The sequence below is a fragment of the Streptomyces sp. NC-S4 genome (assembly GCF_054353315.1).
Genome location: NZ_CM135937.1, coordinates 7,617,597 through 7,634,296, shown reverse-complemented (window position 1 = coordinate 7,634,296; position 16,700 = coordinate 7,617,597). Strand labels below are relative to the sequence as shown.

The following is a 16,700-nucleotide window of genomic DNA, read 5'->3' as shown; positions in this document are numbered from 1 at the left end:
AGGGACATTCTCACGATCACCACATTCCCGGTCTACGTTGCTGAGGCTTCCCCCAACAGGTCAGTGATTCGAGCAGCTGCCTCCCGCGTGCGCACTACCTCTTCTGTCGCACCGGGAGTCATGTCCGCGCGCGGTTTCGCCAGCACCACGGCACCCATGACGACATTCCGTCCGATCGGAGCAGCCACGGCACACCAACCGGCTCGGACCTCCTCCCACGAGACGGCCGTGCCACGCGAAGCCACGTCACCCACCGCACGCAGAAACTCGCGGGCGTCGTGGATGTAACCGGGTCCCGTCAGCGCAGCCGAGAGCGCCTCAGCCGCCACAGCTCTCTGCACGGTTGCCGGCAGGTCGGACAACAAGACCCTGCCTGCAGCACCGGCACGCAGTGAGCGGGCCGAGGCCATGAAGCCGTCGCCGACTGCCCCTGGCTCCGCCAACACCCCGCCTCGGGCGACGTACTGCTCTGTCCTGCGTCGCGCCGAGGTCAGCGGGGTGAGCGACTCGATCGCGCAGAGCATCCCGTTCGCCTCGCGGAGCAGCCGGGCCAGAATTTGGCGCTGGGGCGCCTCACTGAACCGATAGGCCGCCGCTCGCATCCCGAGTCTCACGGCGCCGGAACCGAGGCGGTATTTGCCAGCCTCGTCCCGCACGAACACGTCGTAGGCCAGCCCTGAATTGAGTATTCGGTGCACCGTGCTCTTGTTGAGACCGGCTTCTCTGGCAATCGCACGCGGCCCGTGAGACGGGCCATCCATAGCCGCCAGGGTTCGCTGCACGTGGAATACGCGATCACACGCCGTGTCCGCCATATCCCCCTCCTATTCCGTCATCCGCCGAGCGGGGCGCGTAGGTGCAGACCCGGCGGGTATCAATCGGGCGTTACGCCGTCTTTCCAAGCGTCCCAGCAGCCAAAAGGAACTCTGCTTCCGGAAGTGCGACTTCCGGGACGAAAGTCCCTATGGTTTCGACGCCGCAGACCGGCCCCTCCGAAACCCCACAGGGCTTGTCGCCATTGGGCCGACGACCGAGAGGGTCACTTGAGGCAAGGACGGCACCACCGGGAGCGAGGGAGGAATCATGCCTACGCCCACCCAAAGTCGGGACCAAAGTCCCGACCGGCGGCCTGCACTGGATGAGCTGATCGGGCTCGCAGGACTGTTGCGAGCGTGGCGGGCAGCAGCCGGTACCAAAATGCGGCGCAGCAAGCCGCTGTCGCAGGCCGAAGTGGCAGCCCGGGCCGGGATGACCGAGCGCTGGTACGGGGAACTGGAGCGCGGGGCATCTCCCCGCCTGAGGCGCCCGAAGATCGACCAGTTGGCAGAGGCGCTGATACTGGACGAGGACCAGCGCGAGACCCTCTACCTCTACACGGACGGTGGCTCCCCGCCCCGCTCTCCCACGCCGCTGGGATACACCGACGGCCTGCACCCGCTACAGCTGCTTCTCGACCATCAGATGCCCAGGCCCGCGTACCTCAGCGATGCCGCCTGGAACATCGTCGGGTACAACCGGGCCATGGCGCAGTGGTTCCCGTGGGTCTTGAAGCCGCGCGCCAACCTGATGCGCTGGGTGTTGCTGGATCCCGATGCCCGGGAGCAGTACGTGGAGTGGGAGGAGCACGCACGGATCTCCCTCGCCATGGTGAGAATGGCACTGGTCAAACACGACCGGCCGCCCGAACTGGTCTCGGTGCTGAACGAGGTCCTGGCCGACGAGGACTGCCGACGCATCTGGGACAGCAAGCCGGAGTTGGTGAGCCACCGGGACGGCCACGTGTTCCGGCTGAACATCTCTCGTTTCGACCACAAGGACATAGAGGTCGTCACCCAGCTGCTCTTCCCCGCCGCCTTCCCGGACCTCCGGTTCGTGGCCATCACCTGGCTCGGCAGCCGCGAAGACCCTGGGACCGAAGCCGCCAGCCGGAGTCCCTCTGCGGCCGAGGTCAGCAGAGGCCACGTCGCCCCTCCACGGCCGCTCGGGGGATCCCCACCGCGTCCGTACTGGGCACTCGACTCCTTCGAGGCGGCACGCTCGCTGGCTGGCTCCTCCCCCGTTGATCTACCGGCCCTCAGTGAGGCTGCCGGCCGGGGTACCCGGCTCACGGCGGATTCTTCGGGGCGGAATGTCATCTGGGCGACGTGCGAGGCGGGCGGCACGGTCGCCTTCGAGAACCTCAGCACGCAGGAAGCCCTCGCGCGCATCCCGATTGCGGCGCTCTCTGCGGGAGCTCGGCGGGAGTACCAGAACCTGCTGCGCTCGACCCTGGCCCCCGATGGCCCGACCGCCGCGAAGCAGATAGACGAACTCCTCATCCCGCACCATGCCGCCATCGATCTCTTGCTAGACCTTGGCAACCAGCTCAGCCCCACCGGAGCCGGCCCATCACACAACCTCAGTACGGACTTCTCACCCCGGAGCCTCGAAGATTTCCGGGTGGCCGGCGACAGGCAGAGTCCTTAACGGGTGGCAACGCAGCGCACGTTCAGGCGCCCGTCGGCCTCCACACGCAGTGCGGCGGGCGCGCGATCCCGCCAGTGATGCTGCTGAACTGGGCGGTTGCGGTGCCCACCCACGCTTCACCTACTCGGTCTTGCTAGGTACTACTAGTCAGCGTTACTGTATAGCGGTACTCAATAGCGCTGACTAGCGCAGGGAGGAGGTGTCCCATGGCCAAGCTGCTGACGGAGATGCTCAAGGGCACGCTGGAGGGCATCATCCTCGCGTCCCTGTCCGGCCGCCCCGCCTACGGCTACGAGATCACGGCACGGCTGCGGGAGCAGGGGTTCTCCGACATCGCCGAAGGAACCATCTACGCGCTGCTCATCAGGATGGAGAAGCGCGGCCTCGTCGACGTGGAGAAGGTCCCCTCCGAGAAGGGGCCGCCACGCAAGGTGCACTCCCTCAACGCTCAGGGACGCGAGTACCTCGAGGAGTTCTGGAGGACGTGGAGCTTCCTCATGGAACGACTGGAACAGCTCCGCGAAGGGGAGGGCGAGTAACCATGTCTGATGCCGAGAAGGCCGGCTTCATTTCGAAGGTGATCGGGCCCAAGAAGCGCTGGCGGGCGTACAAGGCGCGCGTCAAGGAGCTTCCCGAGAACTACCGCGCGGCGGTCGAGGCGGTCGAGCGGTACCTGATGCACTTCGTGCCGACCGACGGCGACAGCAATGCGTCGATGTTCGAAGACCTGGCCGACCTGTTCGAGCAGGCCGTGGCGGACGGAACGCCGATCCGTGGGGTTGTCGGGGAGGACCCGGTGGAGTTCGTCGAGGCTTTCGTCCAGAACTACTCGGAGGGCGGCTACGCCCCGGCCCGCGCACGAAAGCGGCTCACCGACGACATCGAGCGTGCTGCTGCTGACGAGACCGGGGCAGAGGACGAGACGGTCTGATCGGGCCTCGGCACATCGCCCCGCCCGGGGCCGAGCACCACTTTCATCGCTTTTTCTGCACAGCACGGCCGCGGAGCCATGCCCTCTCGGCCGCCTCTCGCCGCCTGTCGGCGGCATCGTCGATACCGACCACTGCGTGCAAGGAGATTCATGATGGGAAAAGGCAAGAACGGCTTGTCCGAAGCGGGGCTTCGCCGACTGCGCGAGGTACTGGAAGCTCATGCCGAGTCCAAGAAGATCCCCGGACTCGTCGCCTTGGTCGGACGGGGCGGCGATACCCATGTCGAGGCGATCGGGACGATGCGCCATGACGGCGGCGCGCCGATGCGCCGGGACACCATCTTCCGGATGGCCTCGACGACCAAGCCGGTCGCCGCTGCCGCGACCATGGTCCTGCTGGACGAGTGCCGGCTGCGGCTGGACGACCCGATAGACCAGTGGTTGCCGGAACTGGCCGACCGGCGGGTACTCCAGCGGCCCGACAGCCCGCTGGACGACACCGTGCCGGCGCGACGTCCGATCACCGTGCGGGACCTGCTCACCTCCACCTGCGGGCTCGGGCTGGACATGACGGCGATGGGCTCCCCGATGATGAGCGCCTACTTCGAGCAGAAGGTCTACGGCGAGAACGGATGGATGCTGCCGGCAGTGGAGCCGGACGAGTGGATGCGCCGACTTGGCGCGCTCCCCTCGATGTACCAGCCCGGAGAACGATGGCTGTACAACGTCAGCGACGACGTGCTCGGGGTGCTGGTCGCCAGGGTCACCGGCCAGTCGTTCGAGGCGTTCCTGCGCGAGCGCATCTTCGACCCGCTGGGCATGAAGGACACCGGCTTCCACGTGCCCGCCGACAAGATTCACCGGCTGCCTCCCCTTTACGCCCCCGATCCGCAGACCGGGGCGTTCACCGTGGAGGACCCGGCCGAGGGGGGACACCACAGCAAGCCCCCGGCGTTCCAGTCCGGCGGCGGCGGACTCGACTCCACCGTCGACGACTACCACGCCTACTTCCGGATGCTGCTCAACCACGGGATGCACGGCACCGAGCGGATCTTGTCCCGGCCGGCCGTCGAGCTGATGACCACCAACCGCCTCACCCCCGAGCAGACAGCCGCCCTGCAGGCCTGGGCCCGCAACGTCGTACATCTCTCACACGGCCAGGGGCAGACCGGCGGCTGGGGCTTCGGGATGACGGTGCGCACCTACCGGGGCGACTACGCGCCCATCGGCCAGTTCGGCTGGGACGGCGGAGCCGGCACCACGACCTACGCCGACCCGGACAACCAGCTCGTCGGCATCCTGCTCACCCAGACCGGGATGTCCACCCCGGACTCCGCGCGCGCCATGCAGGACTTCTGGACCACCCTCTACCAGGCAATCGACGACTGACCCGCCTATCCGGTCGAGTCGGCCGGCGCAGGATTCCTCGGCCGGCCGGGGTGCTGCCGGTCCGAGCGAGCCGCCATTGCAGGAGGGCGGTGGCGCCCCAGGTGATCAACATTTGGGGTGCCCCGAGGCCCTCGTCGAACGCGACCGCGTCAGACCATGCAGAACGACTCAGCCACAGCGAGTCCGGTACTGGGACGGGGAGAGCCCGAGAACTCGCTGGAAGGCGCGGCGCATCGCCTCGGTAGTGGTGTATCCGCTCAGAGCAGCGATGCGCGCGACATCGTCGTCGGTGTCCTCGAGCAGCCGCCTCGCCGTCTCCAGCCGGGTGTTGGCGACGTAGCGTCCGGGGGTGACGCCCGTTTCCTCGGCGAACGCCCGTGTGAACTGGCGAGCTGACAGATTCGCGCGCTGGGCCAAGGCGTCGACCGACAGGTCTGCGTCCGGGTGGTCGGCGATCCACTGCTGGAGTTCACGGAGTTCTTGGCGATGCGCGAGCTGTGACTGCAGCTGGGTACTGAACTGCCCTTGGCCCCCGGACCTCCGCAGGAAGACCACCATGTATCGCGCCACTGTCAGGGCCGCGTCCCTCCCCATGTCCTCCTCTACCAAGGCAAGAGCGAGGTCGATGCCGGCAGTGACGCCCGCGGAGGTATACACCGAGCCGTCCCGGATGAAGATCGAGTCCGATTCGACGGCGACGCCGGGATACCTCTGCGCCAGCTCGTTGGCGCTGTCCCAGTGCGTCGTCACCCTCCTGCCTGCGAGCAGACCTGCCTCGGCGAGCAGGAACGCGCCCGTACACACGGAGACGACTCGCTCCGCCTTCGGCGCGTTCGCCTTCAGCCACGAAACGACGTCCGGATGACCAGCACCCGGCTCGGGGACGCCTCCGGCACCGCCGGGCACGAGCAGCGTGTGGGGAGCCTGCGCCTCCGCCAGGTCCACGTCAGGCATCAGGGTCACACCGCTGAGCGACGCCACGGCGGTGCCGCCCGGGGAAGCCGTAGCGATGCGGTACCCGGGCTGCCCCGGCGCGGTGGCAGCGAGGTATGCGTTGGCCCCGGCCAGTACGCCCACGGGGCCGGTGACATCCAGCGCCTCGACGCCGTCATAGAGCGTCACCAGCACCGTGCGGGGCCTCATACCTCAACCATGCCCACCCGCGAAGACGCCTGCAATGTCAGAACGTCCCGCCGCGCCCGACGACGCCGAGCGGCTGACCAGCCCCATTTCTCCCCTCTCATCCTGTCCGGGTCGCGGTCAGCTCCGATAGTCGGAGAGCATCTCCGCCGGGTGTCGGGGCCAGCCCATCATCCGCAGGCGCGGTCAGGTGCCGACTGAGGTCGCTGGGCGCTCGTCCGTAGGGACGAGGCGGGGGACGAGGCGGACGTAGGCGACCATGCCGAGGACTTCGACGAGGGTCTGGGTGACCACGACGACCGCGGCCACGGCCAAGGTGTCGGGCAGGGAGAGTGCGAGGGGCAGGACCACCAGGGAGTTGCGGGTCGCGCCGGTGAAGACGACCGCCCGTCCGGCGGAGGCGTCCAGCCGGAACAGGCGGGCGACGGCCTTGCCGGCAAACGCCATGACGACGAGGAAGGCCGCGTAGAACGGAATGACCGCCGCGACGTCGGTGAGGCTGTCCCCGAGCTTGGGGACCTGGGAGGCGACCACCACGAACAGGGTGGCGGTCATCAGCGGGACCATCGTGGTCGTCGCGGCGTCGGAGAGTTTCTGCCCGGTCGGACGGCGAGCCGCCCACGCCTGCAAGGTCCACGCGAGGGCCAGCGGGATGACGATCAGGACGAGGAACGCCTCGACGAACGGTCCGACCTCAACGATGTCGGCGAGCTCCGAGCCCATGAACAGGTACAGGAACCCGGGCAGCAGAAGCATCTGGACGACCAGCAGCAGCGGGGTGGCTGCAAGCAGACGGCGGCTGGAGCCGCCTGCCAGCCCTGAGAAGACGATCACGTAGTCCACGCACGGGCACAGCAGCACCAGCAGGACACCGATCCGCACCGCCTGGTCGGCGGGCAGGAAGGCGAACATCGCGGCGACGACCAGCGGTACCACCACGAAGTTCACCACCAGCGTGGCGGACAAGAACCGTCCGTCGCGCAGTGAGCGGAGCAGTTCGGCGGCCGGTACCTGGAGGAAGGTGACGAACAGCAGCGCGCCGAGCACCGGGTTGATGGCCTGCTCCAGGCCCGGCCCGGCCGACGGTGCGGCCCAGCCCACCAGCGCGCCCGCCGCCATCGCGCCGAGGTACACCGCGATCTGGTGGTGCTCCATCCGCTCGACCAGACCTGACGGCTCCTGCGACACCCGACTGCTCCCTGCCCGTACCGACCCGCCTCTGGTGACGGACCGCTTCCCTCATCCTCACAGGCCGGCGGGCTGACTCTGCCCAGCTCAGCGTGCTCGGTCGTGCGGGGTGGTGCCGACGGCGGGCAAGCCGAGGTCGACCGGGCCCGGCGTCGTCTTGCAAGCGGTGGCCCGACGTCGGCGGTGGAGCACGTACGCGCCTGTGGTGGCGGCCGCCGCCACGACCGCGAGGGCGGGAATCCAGAACGAGGCGAGCGCGGAGGCGGCGCCGATGCTGCCGAGCAGGGCCAGTAGCGGGCCCGCGCAGCACCCTGCGCAAGCGGCCACCGCGGCGAGGCCGGCGCCCACCGTCCCCCATGGGCCGTTGCTGCGGGAGGGGGAAGGGGCGGGGTGGCTCATGTGGTGACTCCGAACAGGTCGGCCAGCAGCGGTGCCGCGGCTTCGGGCGCGCGCACGGTCAGCTCCAGTGCGGTAGGGGTCAGGTGGAGGGTGAAGTCGAAGAACGAGCAGCACCCCTGCTCGGCCGCCGCCAGGGCCGCGACCTGCCCGGCCAGCTCCGCGGTAGCCGGGAACGTAAGCCGCAGGCCGTCAGGGGCCTTTTCACGAGTGGCGGCCTGCTTCACCAGCTGCCGCCACTCCTGGGTGCGGCCTTCCAGCACGGAGCCGCCCAGGGCGCAGGCCACCGGAGCCTCCCGCCAGGACTCGGCTGCCGATACCGGCGCGGCGGGCCCAGTGGGTGACAGCGTCACCGGCACCGGTCCGGCCGCGGCCGGACCAGTCGTGCAGCCGCAGTCCGGCCCGCATGCTCCCTCCGGGGCCGGACCCGAGAGGTCTGCGTGCACGGCTGCCAGACGCGCGGAGAACGCCGACAACTGGGCGATCCGGATCTCGGTCTCCGCGATCCGGCTGGCGACCAGCGGCACCATCCGCGTACGGACCTCCGCGCACACCCCTTCCTCCCGGACCTCCAGCAGCTCGCGGATCTCATCCAGGGCCAGGCCCAACAGCTTGGCCGAGGAGATGAAGCCCAGCCGCTCGACGGCGTCGTCCCCGTACACGCGGTAGCCCGAAGGGGTCCGCTCGGCTGGGAGGAGCCCGGCGTCTTCGTAGAAGCGCAGCGTGGTGGCGGGAACGCCGCTGCGTTCGGCCAGCTGCGAGATCCGGTAGGTGCTCATGCCTCCGACGGTAAACCTTCGACCCGACTCGAAGGTCAAGCCCGGGCCGGCTTCAGAGCGTGCCTCGTCGTGACCGGCTCGATCCGTGTGCGGGCGGAGAGCGATACAGGGGTCCGTCGCAGAACGAGTCACGTGAGTGCGGTGTCCAAGTACCGCTGTACCGGCTCGTGGATCCCGTCCGGGATGTACCGCGGGAGCTCTGCGAGGGTTACCCACGCGACTTCGGCTATCTCAGTCGGGGCGGCGGCGCGGGCGGAACCAGCCACGACATCGCATGCGGCGTACGACATCAGGCGTCCGGTGGACGGGTGGACCCGCTCGCCCAGTACCCCGACCACCGATACGTCCAGGCCGGTCTCCTCCTTCGTCTCCCGTACAGCCGCGGCCTGCCAGGCTTCCCCGGGTTCGACTTTGCCCGCCGGAAACTGCCACGAGAGGTTCCCCTCCGCCACTCGACGCCGCACCAACAAGACCCGGTCCTCGTGCACCACGACGGCGGCGGCCACCCGCAGCCGAGCACCACCAGCCCCGCTCCCCGGAGGACGGCCGTCAGGCACGCTGGTTCCGCATGGACGGAGCCAGCAGCTGGACCGCTTCGTCCCAGTGAAAGCGGTCGGCGCCTCCGCCCCCCTTGGGACGGTGAGGCTCGTAGCTGCCGAGCAGGACTCCCATCTCGCGGAGTTCGGCGAGGCTGCGCCGGTAGGCGGGATGGGCGGCAAGAGCCGTATTCACGTATGGAAGGACAGCGATGGGGATGCCCATGCCCGGGGCCTCACAGAGGATGCTCAGGGCCAGGTTGTCAGCGAAGCCGGCTGCCCACTTGTTGACCGTGTTGAACGTCGCCGGCGCCACGGCGATGGCGTCTGCAGGCGGGAAAGACCGTGATTCGCTCGGCGAGCGCCACGCCGAGCGAATCGGGATTCCGGTCTGTGCCTCGATCGCATGGGTGTCGAGGAACAGCAGACCCTGCGGGGTGGCCACCACACCCACTTCCCAGCCCTGTTCCTGAGCGGCAGTGATCAGCTTCCGCACGTCGCCGGCGATCCCGGCAGCGCAAACGACGACGTACAGAACGGGCTTGGACGGCTGCGGCTCGGTCACGCGGATTCTCCCGGTCGGCGGCTGACGTGGTGGAGCTCCGGCAGCGTACGACGTCACCGATGCGTGCGACTCACTGCGCGAGCTCCCGCGGGTCCAGCGGCATTCTCCAGAAGTTGCGTCGGTGTGCCGCGTCGAGTTCGGCCTGAAGCGGGGACGGGGGAACCACCAACACGGGGCAGGCGGCGTGCGCGAGGCAGTGGCGGGCCACCGAGGGGCGGACGAGGCGGCGCAGCGCGGCGCGGGATCCCGTGCCCACCACGAGGAGGTCTTCCGGATCGCGGGCGACGTCGACGAGGGCCGCCCCCGGGGTCCCCCGTACGGTGATGCCCTCAAGGGTGACACCGGGCTTCACGGCGCCGAACGCCGTATCGAGGACCTCGCGGAGTCTTTCGGCGGCCGCGGCACGGCACTGGGCGAGGGCATGGGGCCCGAGGCCGTTGCGGCTTCCGAGTCCGCCGCCCGGTGGCTGCCAGGCCAGGACGGCCCACAGGTCCGCACCACGTACGCGCGCTTCCGCGGCCGCCCGGTGCAACGCGGCCAGATTGCCCACCGTTCCGGTCACACCGGCCACGACTCTCCGCATGGCGTCTTCCCTCTCGTCTCGTCCGACGGTCCCCATGAAAGGGCCTCATCGGACGATGAGGTGCGGTTGCTGATGGGCTTCTAGCGCGGAGATCCCTGACCATGACGGGTTTCTGATGCCCCAACCCTCCGATGTCAGTGATCCGTCAGGACTTGGCCCGCCCCCGTATGGGTCTCGTTACGGGGTGGCCCCGGGTGCGGGGAGGCGGAGATAGCTTCGGACCCGCGCCCCGGACTGCCTCCCCGCACCCGGGGCGTCACCTACCGCTCATGGTTCCTCAGGGAGGGCCCCATGTGTTTGTTCCAGTACGACGACGATCCCGAACCTGAAGAACAGGACCCGGCCGGAACCTTGTACGTGCCGGTCCGGCCGGGAGGAGCGGAGGTGGTGGTGCGCCTGTTCCGCACCCCGCTGGGAGCTCGCACCATCGTCGGCTTCACCGACCCGGACCGTCTTGCCGCGACACTGGGCGTCCAGCAGCCGTGGATCCGGCTCTCCGAGACCGCGCTCCGCGCGATGGCCGAGCCTCTCGGCGTATCCCTGCTGACCGTCGACCCGACGTTCACCGCTCCGGCGGTCACCGCGGGGCCTCCGGTCACGGCTCCACTGCCCCAGGCCTCCCCGGTCGCGGCCCGGATCGCCTGATGGGGGATCACACGGTGACCACAGCCGTTCTGTCCGAGCACAAGGCCGGTGCGGATGACCTGTCGATCTGGCCTGCCTCCACGACTCAGGTGACGCCTGGTGGCCTGGCCGTCGGCGGAGTATCACTGGCGGAGATCGCCGAGCGGTTCGACACTCCGGCCTACGTCCTGGACGAGGGCGAGGTCCGCGAGCGGTGCCGAACCTATCGGGATGCGTTCCCCGATGCCGATGTCCTTTACGCTGCCAAGGCGTTCCTCTCCCGTGCCATGGTGCGCTGGGTCGACGAGGAGGGCCTGGGGCTCGATGTGTGCTCGGCGGGCGAGTTGGAGCTCGCCGTCACGGCCGGCTTTCCGCCCGACCGCATCGTGCTGCACGGCAATGCCAAGTCGCCTCGCGACTTGGAGGCGGCGCTGCGCCTCGGCGTGGGGCGGATCGTCATCGACAGCCCGTCCGAGATCGCGAGAATCGCGGCCGCCGTCGGGCCCGGCGGGCGCCAGAAGGTCATGGTGCGGGTGGTGCCCGGCGTCGCGGCCGGCGGGCACGACAAGATCCGTACCGGTACCGACGACCAGAAGTTCGGCCTCTCCCTCACCGACGGGGGCGCACAGCACGCGATCACCCGGGTACTCGGTCAGTCGCAGCTCGAACTCACCGGACTGCACTGCCACATCGGCTCCCAGATCTCGGACGTGAAGCCCTATCTGGTGGCGCTGCGTCGCATGGTCGGACTGATGGCCCGTGTCCGTGACGCTCACGGGGTCGTCCTGGCCGAGCTGGACATGGGTGGTGGCCATGGCATCGCGTACCAGCCCGGCGAGCCCGCCCTCGACCTCACGACGCTCGCGCGCAGGATGCGCGCCGAGCTCATCGAAGGCTGCGCGGCCGCCGGACTGACCGTACCCCGGCTCGTCGTCGAGCCCGGGCGGGCCGTCGTGGGGCCGGCCGGAGTCGCCCTGTACCGGGTCCTCGCCGTCAAGCACACCGGGGAGAAGGTGTTCGTCGCCGTCGACGGCGGCATGAGCGACAACCCTCGACCCGCCCTGTACGGAGTGCGCTACGCGCCCCGTCTGATCGGCCGCGCCTCGACAGCCGGACGCCGTACGGCCACGGTCGTCGGCCGGCACTGCGAGGCCGGCGACATCCTCGCGGCCGACGTGGAGCTGCCCGGCGACATCCACCCCGGCGACCTGCTCGCCACACCGGTGGCGGGGGCGTACCAGCTGTCCATGGCCTCCGGCTACAACCTCGTGGGCCGGCCCGCGGTCATCGCGGTCCATGAGGGCTCGGCCCGGATGCTGGTCCGGCGCGAGACGCTGGAGGACTTCCGCAACCGCGACATCGGCGGTTAGGGCCGATGCAACGGATCCTGCGGCATGCCCGTCTACGGTTGGTAGACGAGTTCGATCACCATCGCTGCTATGACGCCCCAGACCCCGATCCCGAGCAGCCACAGGGCGTCCAGTGCGGCGCCGGTGGCGATGACGGTCAGTCCGGCCGCTCCGAGGACCAGTACGGTCTGGCGGATCTGGTGGTCTGGGCGCGAGCGAGTGTTCACAGTAATGAGAATCCCGCTGGACCTTCGCCGTGGCGAGGGTCCAGCGGGATTCCTGTCGGGCTCCTTACGCCGCGTCAGCCGGCGTGCACGTGGGGGCGGCGGGCGCGGTCGGGCTCGGCCTCCCGGATGACCTCGCGGGTGACGGGGGCGACCTCGCCCTGGCCGAACAGGAAGAACCGGAAGAAGTTGGCCATCGGGTTGCCCTCGGTCCACTCGAAGTAGATGTGGGGCCGCTGGCCGGTCTCGTCCCGGACGTGAAGGAGGAGGGCGGCCAGCGCGTTGGGGATGCTGGAGCTCTCCAGGGTCAGGACGCGGTAGCGGTCGTGCAGGACTTCACCGCGCACCCGCATGCCTGATTCGAACTCGGACGCGTCCAGGACGGTGACCTCAACGAACATCACGTCGTCCTCGGCCGGGATGTCGTTGTCCGCGCGGATCTGCGCCTTCTTCTGCCGGTACTCCTCGAGGTCCCGGTTGTCGGGCTCGTTCGCGATGAACCGGATGGTGCGGTTGGCGGTGTCGCGGATGAACCGCTGGGCCATGTCGTCGAACTCGATGTGCGTGACGCGCAGCTCGAAGACCCGGGCGAGGCGGGAGAGGAGGGAGAGGGCCATGATGCCGCCGATGAAGCAGGCACCGATCTTCACGCCGTCCGGTCGCTCCACGACGTTGATGGCCGTCGTGTAGATGAAGACGGCCGAGATGACGCCGAAGCCGATCGTCCAGCCGCGCTCCCCCGCCCGGCGCGCCGCGATGGTTACGGCGACCGCGGCCGAAGTGATCAGGACGAGGACACCGGTGGCGTACGCACCACCCTGCGCGTCCACGTCCGCATTGAAGATCCACGTCACGAGGAACGCGACCAGGGTGAACACGATGACCATCGGCCGCAGGGCCCTCGCCCAGTGCGGGGCCATTCCGTACCGGGGCAGGTAGCGCGGCATCAGGTTCAGCAGACCGGCCATCGCGGACGCGCCGGCGAACCAGAGGATCAGGATCGTGGAGATGTCGTAGACCGTGCCGAAGGCGGAGCCCAGGTACTCATGCGCCAGGTAGGCGAGGGCGCGGCCGTTGGCCTCGCCGCCCGGCTCGAATTGGTCGGCCGGGATCAGCAGGGTCGTGATGAGGCTGGAGCAGATCAGGAAGATGCTCATGATCACGGCGGCCGTGGTCAGCAGCTTCTTCGCACCACGGATCCGGCCGGCAGGCTTGGCTTCGGTGTCGTCGGGCTCGCCCTGGACGTGTGGCATGACCGCCACACCCGTCTCGAACCCGGACAGGCCCAGTGCCAGCTTGGGGAAGACGACGAGGGCGATGGCGATCATCATGAAGACGTTGCCGTGCTCGGTGGTCAGGGCTGTCGTCCAGTCGGTGATGACCTGGGGTTCGCTGAACACGTTCCACAGCCCGACGGCCACGACCACGACGTTCAGGCTGAGATAGGTGACCACCAGGACCACGGCGACGCCGATGGCCTCGCTGAACCCCTTCAGGAACACCCCGCCCAGGAGCGCGATCAGGATCAGGGTGATCAGTACCTCGTGGCCGTGCAGGGTGCTGGTGAGGTGCGGGTTCTCCACCATGTGGGCGGTCGCGTCGGCGGCGGAGAGGGTGATGGTGATGAGGAAGTCGGTCGCCGCGAACCCGAGCAGGGTCAGGACGAACAGCTTGCCCTTCCAGAACGACAGCAGCTTCTCCAGCATGGCGATGGAGCCCTCGCCATGCGGGCTCTCCTCCGCCACCCGCCGGTAGACCGGGAGCGCGCCGAACAGTGTCAGCAGCACGAGCACGATGGTCGCGAGTGGCGACAGCAGTCCGGCCGCGAGGAACGCGATGCCGGGCTGGTAGCCGAGGGTGGAGAAGTAGTCGAGACCGGTCAGGCACATGACGCGCCACCACGGCCGGCCGTGGGGCTGGGCCGCCGCCTCCTTGGCGGCGGGCGAACTCGTCTGGGCGGTCAAGCCTTCCAGCATCCACGCGCGCAGGCGCGAGGAGCGGGCAGGGGTGGCCATCGTGGGGTGCTCCTGTCGTACGCAAAGAATCAGCCGTCGACATCGACGGCTGAGCCAGCGTACGCAGGCTGATCAGTCATGCACGCGAGCGGACAAACCCTGACGCGTCCTTAACGCAAACAGTGCCACCTGTGGCGTAGTGGAGGCACTCACGCTCAGGACGGAGATTGCCGGAGCGGGGACGGCCCGGACGGGAACCGCCCCCGCAGAGGACCCGGCGCAGTTCAGCCGAGGCCGGGGATGGTGGACACCAGCAGGTCGATGAGCTTGATGCCGACGAACGGCAGGATCAGGCCGCCGAGCCCGTAGACGCCCAGGTTGCGGCGGAGCAGGTCGTGTGCGGAGGCAGGCTTGTAGCGGACGCCGCGCAGGGCGAGCGGGATGAGGGCGACGATGATCAGGGCGTTGAAGATGATCGCCGAGGTGATGGCGGAGGTCGGGCTGCTCAGGCCCATGATGTTGAGGGCTTCGAGTCCCGGGTAGGCCGCGGTGAACATGGCGGGGATGATCGCGAAGTACTTCGCCACGTCATTGGTGATGGAGAAGGTGGTCAGGGCGCCGCGCGTGATCAGCAGCTGCTTGCCGATCTCGACGATGTCGATCAGCTTGGTCGGGTTGGAGTCCAGGTCCACCATGTTCCCGGCCTCCTTGGCGGCCGAGGTACCGGTGTTCATCGCCACGCCGACGTCGGCCTGGGCGAGGGCGGGGGCGTCGTTCGTACCATCGCCGGTCATCGCGACGAGCTTGCCGCCGGCCTGTTCCCGCTTGATGAGGGCGAGCTTGTCCTCGGGGGTGGCCTCGGCGAGGTATTCGTCGACGCCGGCCTCCTGCGCGATGGCGCGGGCCGTCAGCTCGTTGTCGCCGGTCACCATGACCGTACGGATCCCCATGCTGCGCAGCTCCGCGAACCGCTCCCGGATCCCCTCCTTGACCACGTCCTTGAGGTGGATGATCCCCAGCACCCTCGGGCCGTCCCAGTCGTGGACGGCCACCAGCAGGGGCGTACCCCCGGACTCGGACACGGTGGCCGACCAGGCTGCTGCTTGCGGCGGTACGGTCCCGCCGCGCGCCACCACCCAGTCGCAGACCTGCGTCACCGCGCCCTTGCGGATGGCGCAGCCGGCGCCGTTGTCCCAGCTCAGGTTGATGCCGCTCATCCGGGTCCGGGCGCTGAACTCGGTGAAGCGGGGATTGCTGAGGTCCTCCGCGGCGGCCGGCTGGAGTCCGTACTGCTGCGCGAGGGCGACGACGGAGCGGCCCTCGGGCGTCTCGTCGGCGAGCGAGGACAGCTGGGCGGCGTCCGCCAGCTTGATGTGATCCACGCCGGGCAGGGGGATGAAGGCCGCGGCCTCGCGGTTGCCGAGGGTGATGGTGCCGGTCTTGTCCAGGAGCAGGGTGTTCACGTCTCCGGCCGCCTCGACGGCGCGTCCGCTCATCGCGATGACGTTGCGCTGGACGAGCCGGTCCATGCCCGCGATGCCGATCGCCGAAAGGAGGGCGCCGATCGTGGTGGGGATGAGGGTGACGAGGAGGGCGACCAGGACGGTCGTGGACTGTGCGGCGTGAGCGTAGGCCGCCATCGGCTGGATGGCGACGACCACCAGGATGAAGATGACGGTGAGTGCGGCCAGCAGGATGTTCAGCGCGATCTCGTTCGGCGTCTTCTGCCGGGTGGCGCCCTCGACCAGGGCGATCATCCGGTCGATGAAGCTGTTTCCGGGGCGCGAGGTGACCCGTACGACGATCGAGTCGGACAGCACGGTCGTGCCACCGGTGACCCCGGACCGGTCGCCGCCCGATTCCCTTAAGACGGGGGCCGATTCGCCGGTGACGGCGGACTCGTCCACCATCGCGGCCCCGTCGACCACGTCGCCGTCGGCCGGGATCAGCTCGCCGGCCTCGACGAGGACGAAGTCGAAGGGCTGGAGCTCGGCCGGTGTGACGACCTCGGTCTCGGCCCGGTTCAGGTTCGCCCCGTACGTCCAGTGGTTGAGCCGTACCGCGACGGTGTCCGTACGCGCCTTGCGCAGCGACTCCGCCTGAGCCCGGCCCCGGCCTTCGGCAACGGCCTCGGCGAGGTTGGCGAACAGGACTGTCAGCCAGAGCCAGACGCTGATCACCCAGGTGAAGACGGACGGGTGGATGAGCGCCGAGAGCGTGGTCAGCACGGATCCGACGGCTACAACGAACAGCACGGGTTTCTTGACCAGTTCGCGCGGATGGAGCTTGCCGACGGCCTCCCGTGCGGAGGCGGCGAGCAGCTCGGGGTCCACCACGTTCACCTGGCCGGAGCGTTTCCGCGACGGTCGGTTGGTCGGAGTCCGCGGAGGTGTCCCGAGACCCGGAGGAACGTGCTGCGCGGTGGCGGGAGGCATGAAGCGACCTTCTGGATGGGTTCGAGGCGTGGCAGCCCCGGCAGCTCGCGGCCAGGGCGCGGAAGAGGGTGTCGCCGCCGGGAACCGTCCCCCATGGACCCCCTCGGCCGTCATGTGAGTATTAGAGGTCCCCGGCAGCG

At 69.0% G+C, this 16,700-nt stretch carries 17 protein-coding genes; 6 read left to right on the top strand and 11 right to left on the bottom strand.

Annotated features, from left to right (window positions below; genetic code table 11):
* Positions 1–32: 32 nt before the first annotated feature.
* Positions 33–815 carry an IclR family transcriptional regulator domain-containing protein gene (locus ACXNSR_RS34180; RefSeq protein ID WP_458639197.1) on the bottom strand — a complete coding sequence of 261 codons (783 nt, stop codon included), beginning with the start codon at positions 813–815 and terminating at the stop codon, positions 33–35.
* A 268-nt stretch (positions 816–1,083) separates the two neighbouring features.
* Between ACXNSR_RS34180 and ACXNSR_RS34175 the strand changes: the two genes are divergently transcribed.
* From ACXNSR_RS34175 to ACXNSR_RS34160, 4 genes are all read left to right on the top strand, one after another.
* The gene (locus ACXNSR_RS34175) at positions 1,084–2,466 is read left to right on the top strand and encodes a helix-turn-helix transcriptional regulator (protein WP_458639196.1); all 1,383 of its coding nucleotides are present in this window, start codon (positions 1,084–1,086) and stop codon (positions 2,464–2,466) included.
* A 206-nt stretch (positions 2,467–2,672) separates the two neighbouring features.
* Positions 2,673–3,005, top strand: a complete 333-nt coding sequence (locus tag ACXNSR_RS34170) for a PadR family transcriptional regulator (RefSeq protein WP_328775411.1) — start codon at positions 2,673–2,675, stop codon at positions 3,003–3,005.
* A 2-nt stretch (positions 3,006–3,007) separates the two neighbouring features.
* The gene (locus tag ACXNSR_RS34165; RefSeq protein WP_328775412.1) at positions 3,008–3,397 is read left to right on the top strand and encodes a DUF1048 domain-containing protein; all 390 of its coding nucleotides are present in this window, start codon (positions 3,008–3,010) and stop codon (positions 3,395–3,397) included.
* A gap of 153 nt (positions 3,398–3,550) precedes the next feature.
* Positions 3,551–4,786 (top strand): serine hydrolase domain-containing protein, encoded by a 1,236-nt coding sequence (locus ACXNSR_RS34160; RefSeq protein ID WP_458643468.1) that lies wholly within the window; start codon positions 3,551–3,553, stop codon positions 4,784–4,786.
* Between the two features lie 168 nt (positions 4,787–4,954).
* Here ACXNSR_RS34160 and ACXNSR_RS34155 read toward each other — a convergent pair whose 3' ends face one another.
* The 7 genes from ACXNSR_RS34155 to ACXNSR_RS34125 all read right to left on the bottom strand — a co-directional run bounded on the left by ACXNSR_RS34155 (position 4,955) and on the right by ACXNSR_RS34125 (position 9,973).
* A complete protein-coding gene (locus tag ACXNSR_RS34155; protein WP_458639195.1) occupies positions 4,955–5,929 on the bottom strand; it encodes a GlxA family transcriptional regulator in 975 nt (324 codons plus the stop codon).
* Between the two features lie 183 nt (positions 5,930–6,112).
* The gene (locus ACXNSR_RS34150; RefSeq protein ID WP_458639194.1) at positions 6,113–7,114 is read right to left on the bottom strand and encodes an arsenic resistance protein; all 1,002 of its coding nucleotides are present in this window, start codon (positions 7,112–7,114) and stop codon (positions 6,113–6,115) included.
* An 87-nt stretch (positions 7,115–7,201) separates the two neighbouring features.
* Complete coding sequence (locus tag ACXNSR_RS34145) at positions 7,202–7,513, bottom strand: hypothetical protein (protein ID WP_458639193.1); 312 nt, start codon at positions 7,511–7,513, stop codon at positions 7,202–7,204.
* Complete coding sequence (locus tag ACXNSR_RS34140; protein WP_458639192.1) at positions 7,510–8,289, bottom strand: heavy metal-responsive transcriptional regulator; 780 nt, start codon at positions 8,287–8,289, stop codon at positions 7,510–7,512. Before ACXNSR_RS34140 ends, ACXNSR_RS34145 begins: the two co-directional genes overlap by 4 nt.
* 128 nt (positions 8,290–8,417) lie before the next feature.
* Positions 8,418–8,795, bottom strand: coding sequence for an NUDIX hydrolase (locus tag ACXNSR_RS34135; protein ID WP_458639191.1), 378 nt, complete (start codon positions 8,793–8,795; stop codon positions 8,418–8,420).
* A gap of 43 nt (positions 8,796–8,838) precedes the next feature.
* Positions 8,839–9,390, bottom strand: a complete 552-nt coding sequence (locus tag ACXNSR_RS34130; RefSeq protein WP_458639190.1) for a flavoprotein — start codon at positions 9,388–9,390, stop codon at positions 8,839–8,841.
* 70 nt (positions 9,391–9,460) lie between these two features.
* The gene (locus tag ACXNSR_RS34125) at positions 9,461–9,973 is read right to left on the bottom strand and encodes a universal stress protein (protein ID WP_458639189.1); all 513 of its coding nucleotides are present in this window, start codon (positions 9,971–9,973) and stop codon (positions 9,461–9,463) included.
* A 291-nt stretch (positions 9,974–10,264) separates the two neighbouring features.
* On the opposite strand from ACXNSR_RS34125, the gene ACXNSR_RS34120 reads away from it, so the two are divergent.
* Entirely contained in the window at positions 10,265–10,618 is a 354-nt protein-coding gene (locus ACXNSR_RS34120) for an SAV_915 family protein (RefSeq protein ID WP_458639188.1), read from the top strand.
* Positions 10,618–11,967 (top strand): diaminopimelate decarboxylase, encoded by a 1,350-nt coding sequence (gene lysA / locus ACXNSR_RS34115; protein WP_458639187.1) that lies wholly within the window; start codon positions 10,618–10,620, stop codon positions 11,965–11,967. Before ACXNSR_RS34120 ends, lysA begins: the two co-directional genes overlap by 1 nt.
* Before the next feature lie 32 nt (positions 11,968–11,999).
* Here lysA and ACXNSR_RS34110 read toward each other — a convergent pair whose 3' ends face one another.
* The 3 genes from ACXNSR_RS34110 to kdpB form a co-directional block, all read right to left on the bottom strand.
* Positions 12,000–12,173, bottom strand: coding sequence for a hypothetical protein (locus ACXNSR_RS34110; protein ID WP_383394468.1), 174 nt, complete (start codon positions 12,171–12,173; stop codon positions 12,000–12,002).
* A gap of 74 nt (positions 12,174–12,247) precedes the next feature.
* Complete coding sequence (locus ACXNSR_RS34105; protein WP_458639186.1) at positions 12,248–14,185, bottom strand: APC family permease; 1,938 nt, start codon at positions 14,183–14,185, stop codon at positions 12,248–12,250.
* Positions 14,186–14,409: 224 nt separating this feature from the next.
* The gene (gene kdpB, locus ACXNSR_RS34100) at positions 14,410–16,560 is read right to left on the bottom strand and encodes a potassium-transporting ATPase subunit KdpB (RefSeq protein WP_458639185.1); all 2,151 of its coding nucleotides are present in this window, start codon (positions 16,558–16,560) and stop codon (positions 14,410–14,412) included.
* Positions 16,561–16,700 lie beyond the last annotated feature (140 nt).

Bases quoted from the DNA above. Each gene is read 5' to 3' on its own strand.
- ACXNSR_RS34180 (WP_458639197.1), bottom strand. From the start codon at position 815: ATGGCGGACACGGCGTGTGATCGCGTATTCCACGTGCAGCGAACCCTG.
- ACXNSR_RS34160 (WP_458643468.1), top strand. From the start codon at position 3,551: ATGGGAAAAGGCAAGAACGGCTTGTCCGAAGCGGGGCTTCGCCGACTG.
- ACXNSR_RS34165 (WP_328775412.1), top strand. From the start codon at position 3,008: ATGTCTGATGCCGAGAAGGCCGGCTTCATTTCGAAGGTGATCGGGCCC.
- ACXNSR_RS34175 (WP_458639196.1), top strand. From the start codon at position 1,084: ATGCCTACGCCCACCCAAAGTCGGGACCAAAGTCCCGACCGGCGGCCT.
- ACXNSR_RS34145 (WP_458639193.1), bottom strand. From the start codon at position 7,513: ATGAGCCACCCCGCCCCTTCCCCCTCCCGCAGCAACGGCCCATGGGGG.
- ACXNSR_RS34140 (WP_458639192.1), bottom strand. From the start codon at position 8,289: ATGAGCACCTACCGGATCTCGCAGCTGGCCGAACGCAGCGGCGTTCCC.
- ACXNSR_RS34120 (WP_458639188.1), top strand. From the start codon at position 10,265: ATGTGTTTGTTCCAGTACGACGACGATCCCGAACCTGAAGAACAGGAC.
- ACXNSR_RS34170 (WP_328775411.1), top strand. From the start codon at position 2,673: ATGGCCAAGCTGCTGACGGAGATGCTCAAGGGCACGCTGGAGGGCATC.
- ACXNSR_RS34155 (WP_458639195.1), bottom strand. From the start codon at position 5,929: ATGAGGCCCCGCACGGTGCTGGTGACGCTCTATGACGGCGTCGAGGCG.
- kdpB (WP_458639185.1), bottom strand. From the start codon at position 16,560: ATGCCTCCCGCCACCGCGCAGCACGTTCCTCCGGGTCTCGGGACACCT.
- ACXNSR_RS34105 (WP_458639186.1), bottom strand. From the start codon at position 14,185: ATGGCCACCCCTGCCCGCTCCTCGCGCCTGCGCGCGTGGATGCTGGAA.
- ACXNSR_RS34125 (WP_458639189.1), bottom strand. From the start codon at position 9,973: ATGCGGAGAGTCGTGGCCGGTGTGACCGGAACGGTGGGCAATCTGGCC.
- lysA (WP_458639187.1), top strand. From the start codon at position 10,618: ATGGGGGATCACACGGTGACCACAGCCGTTCTGTCCGAGCACAAGGCC.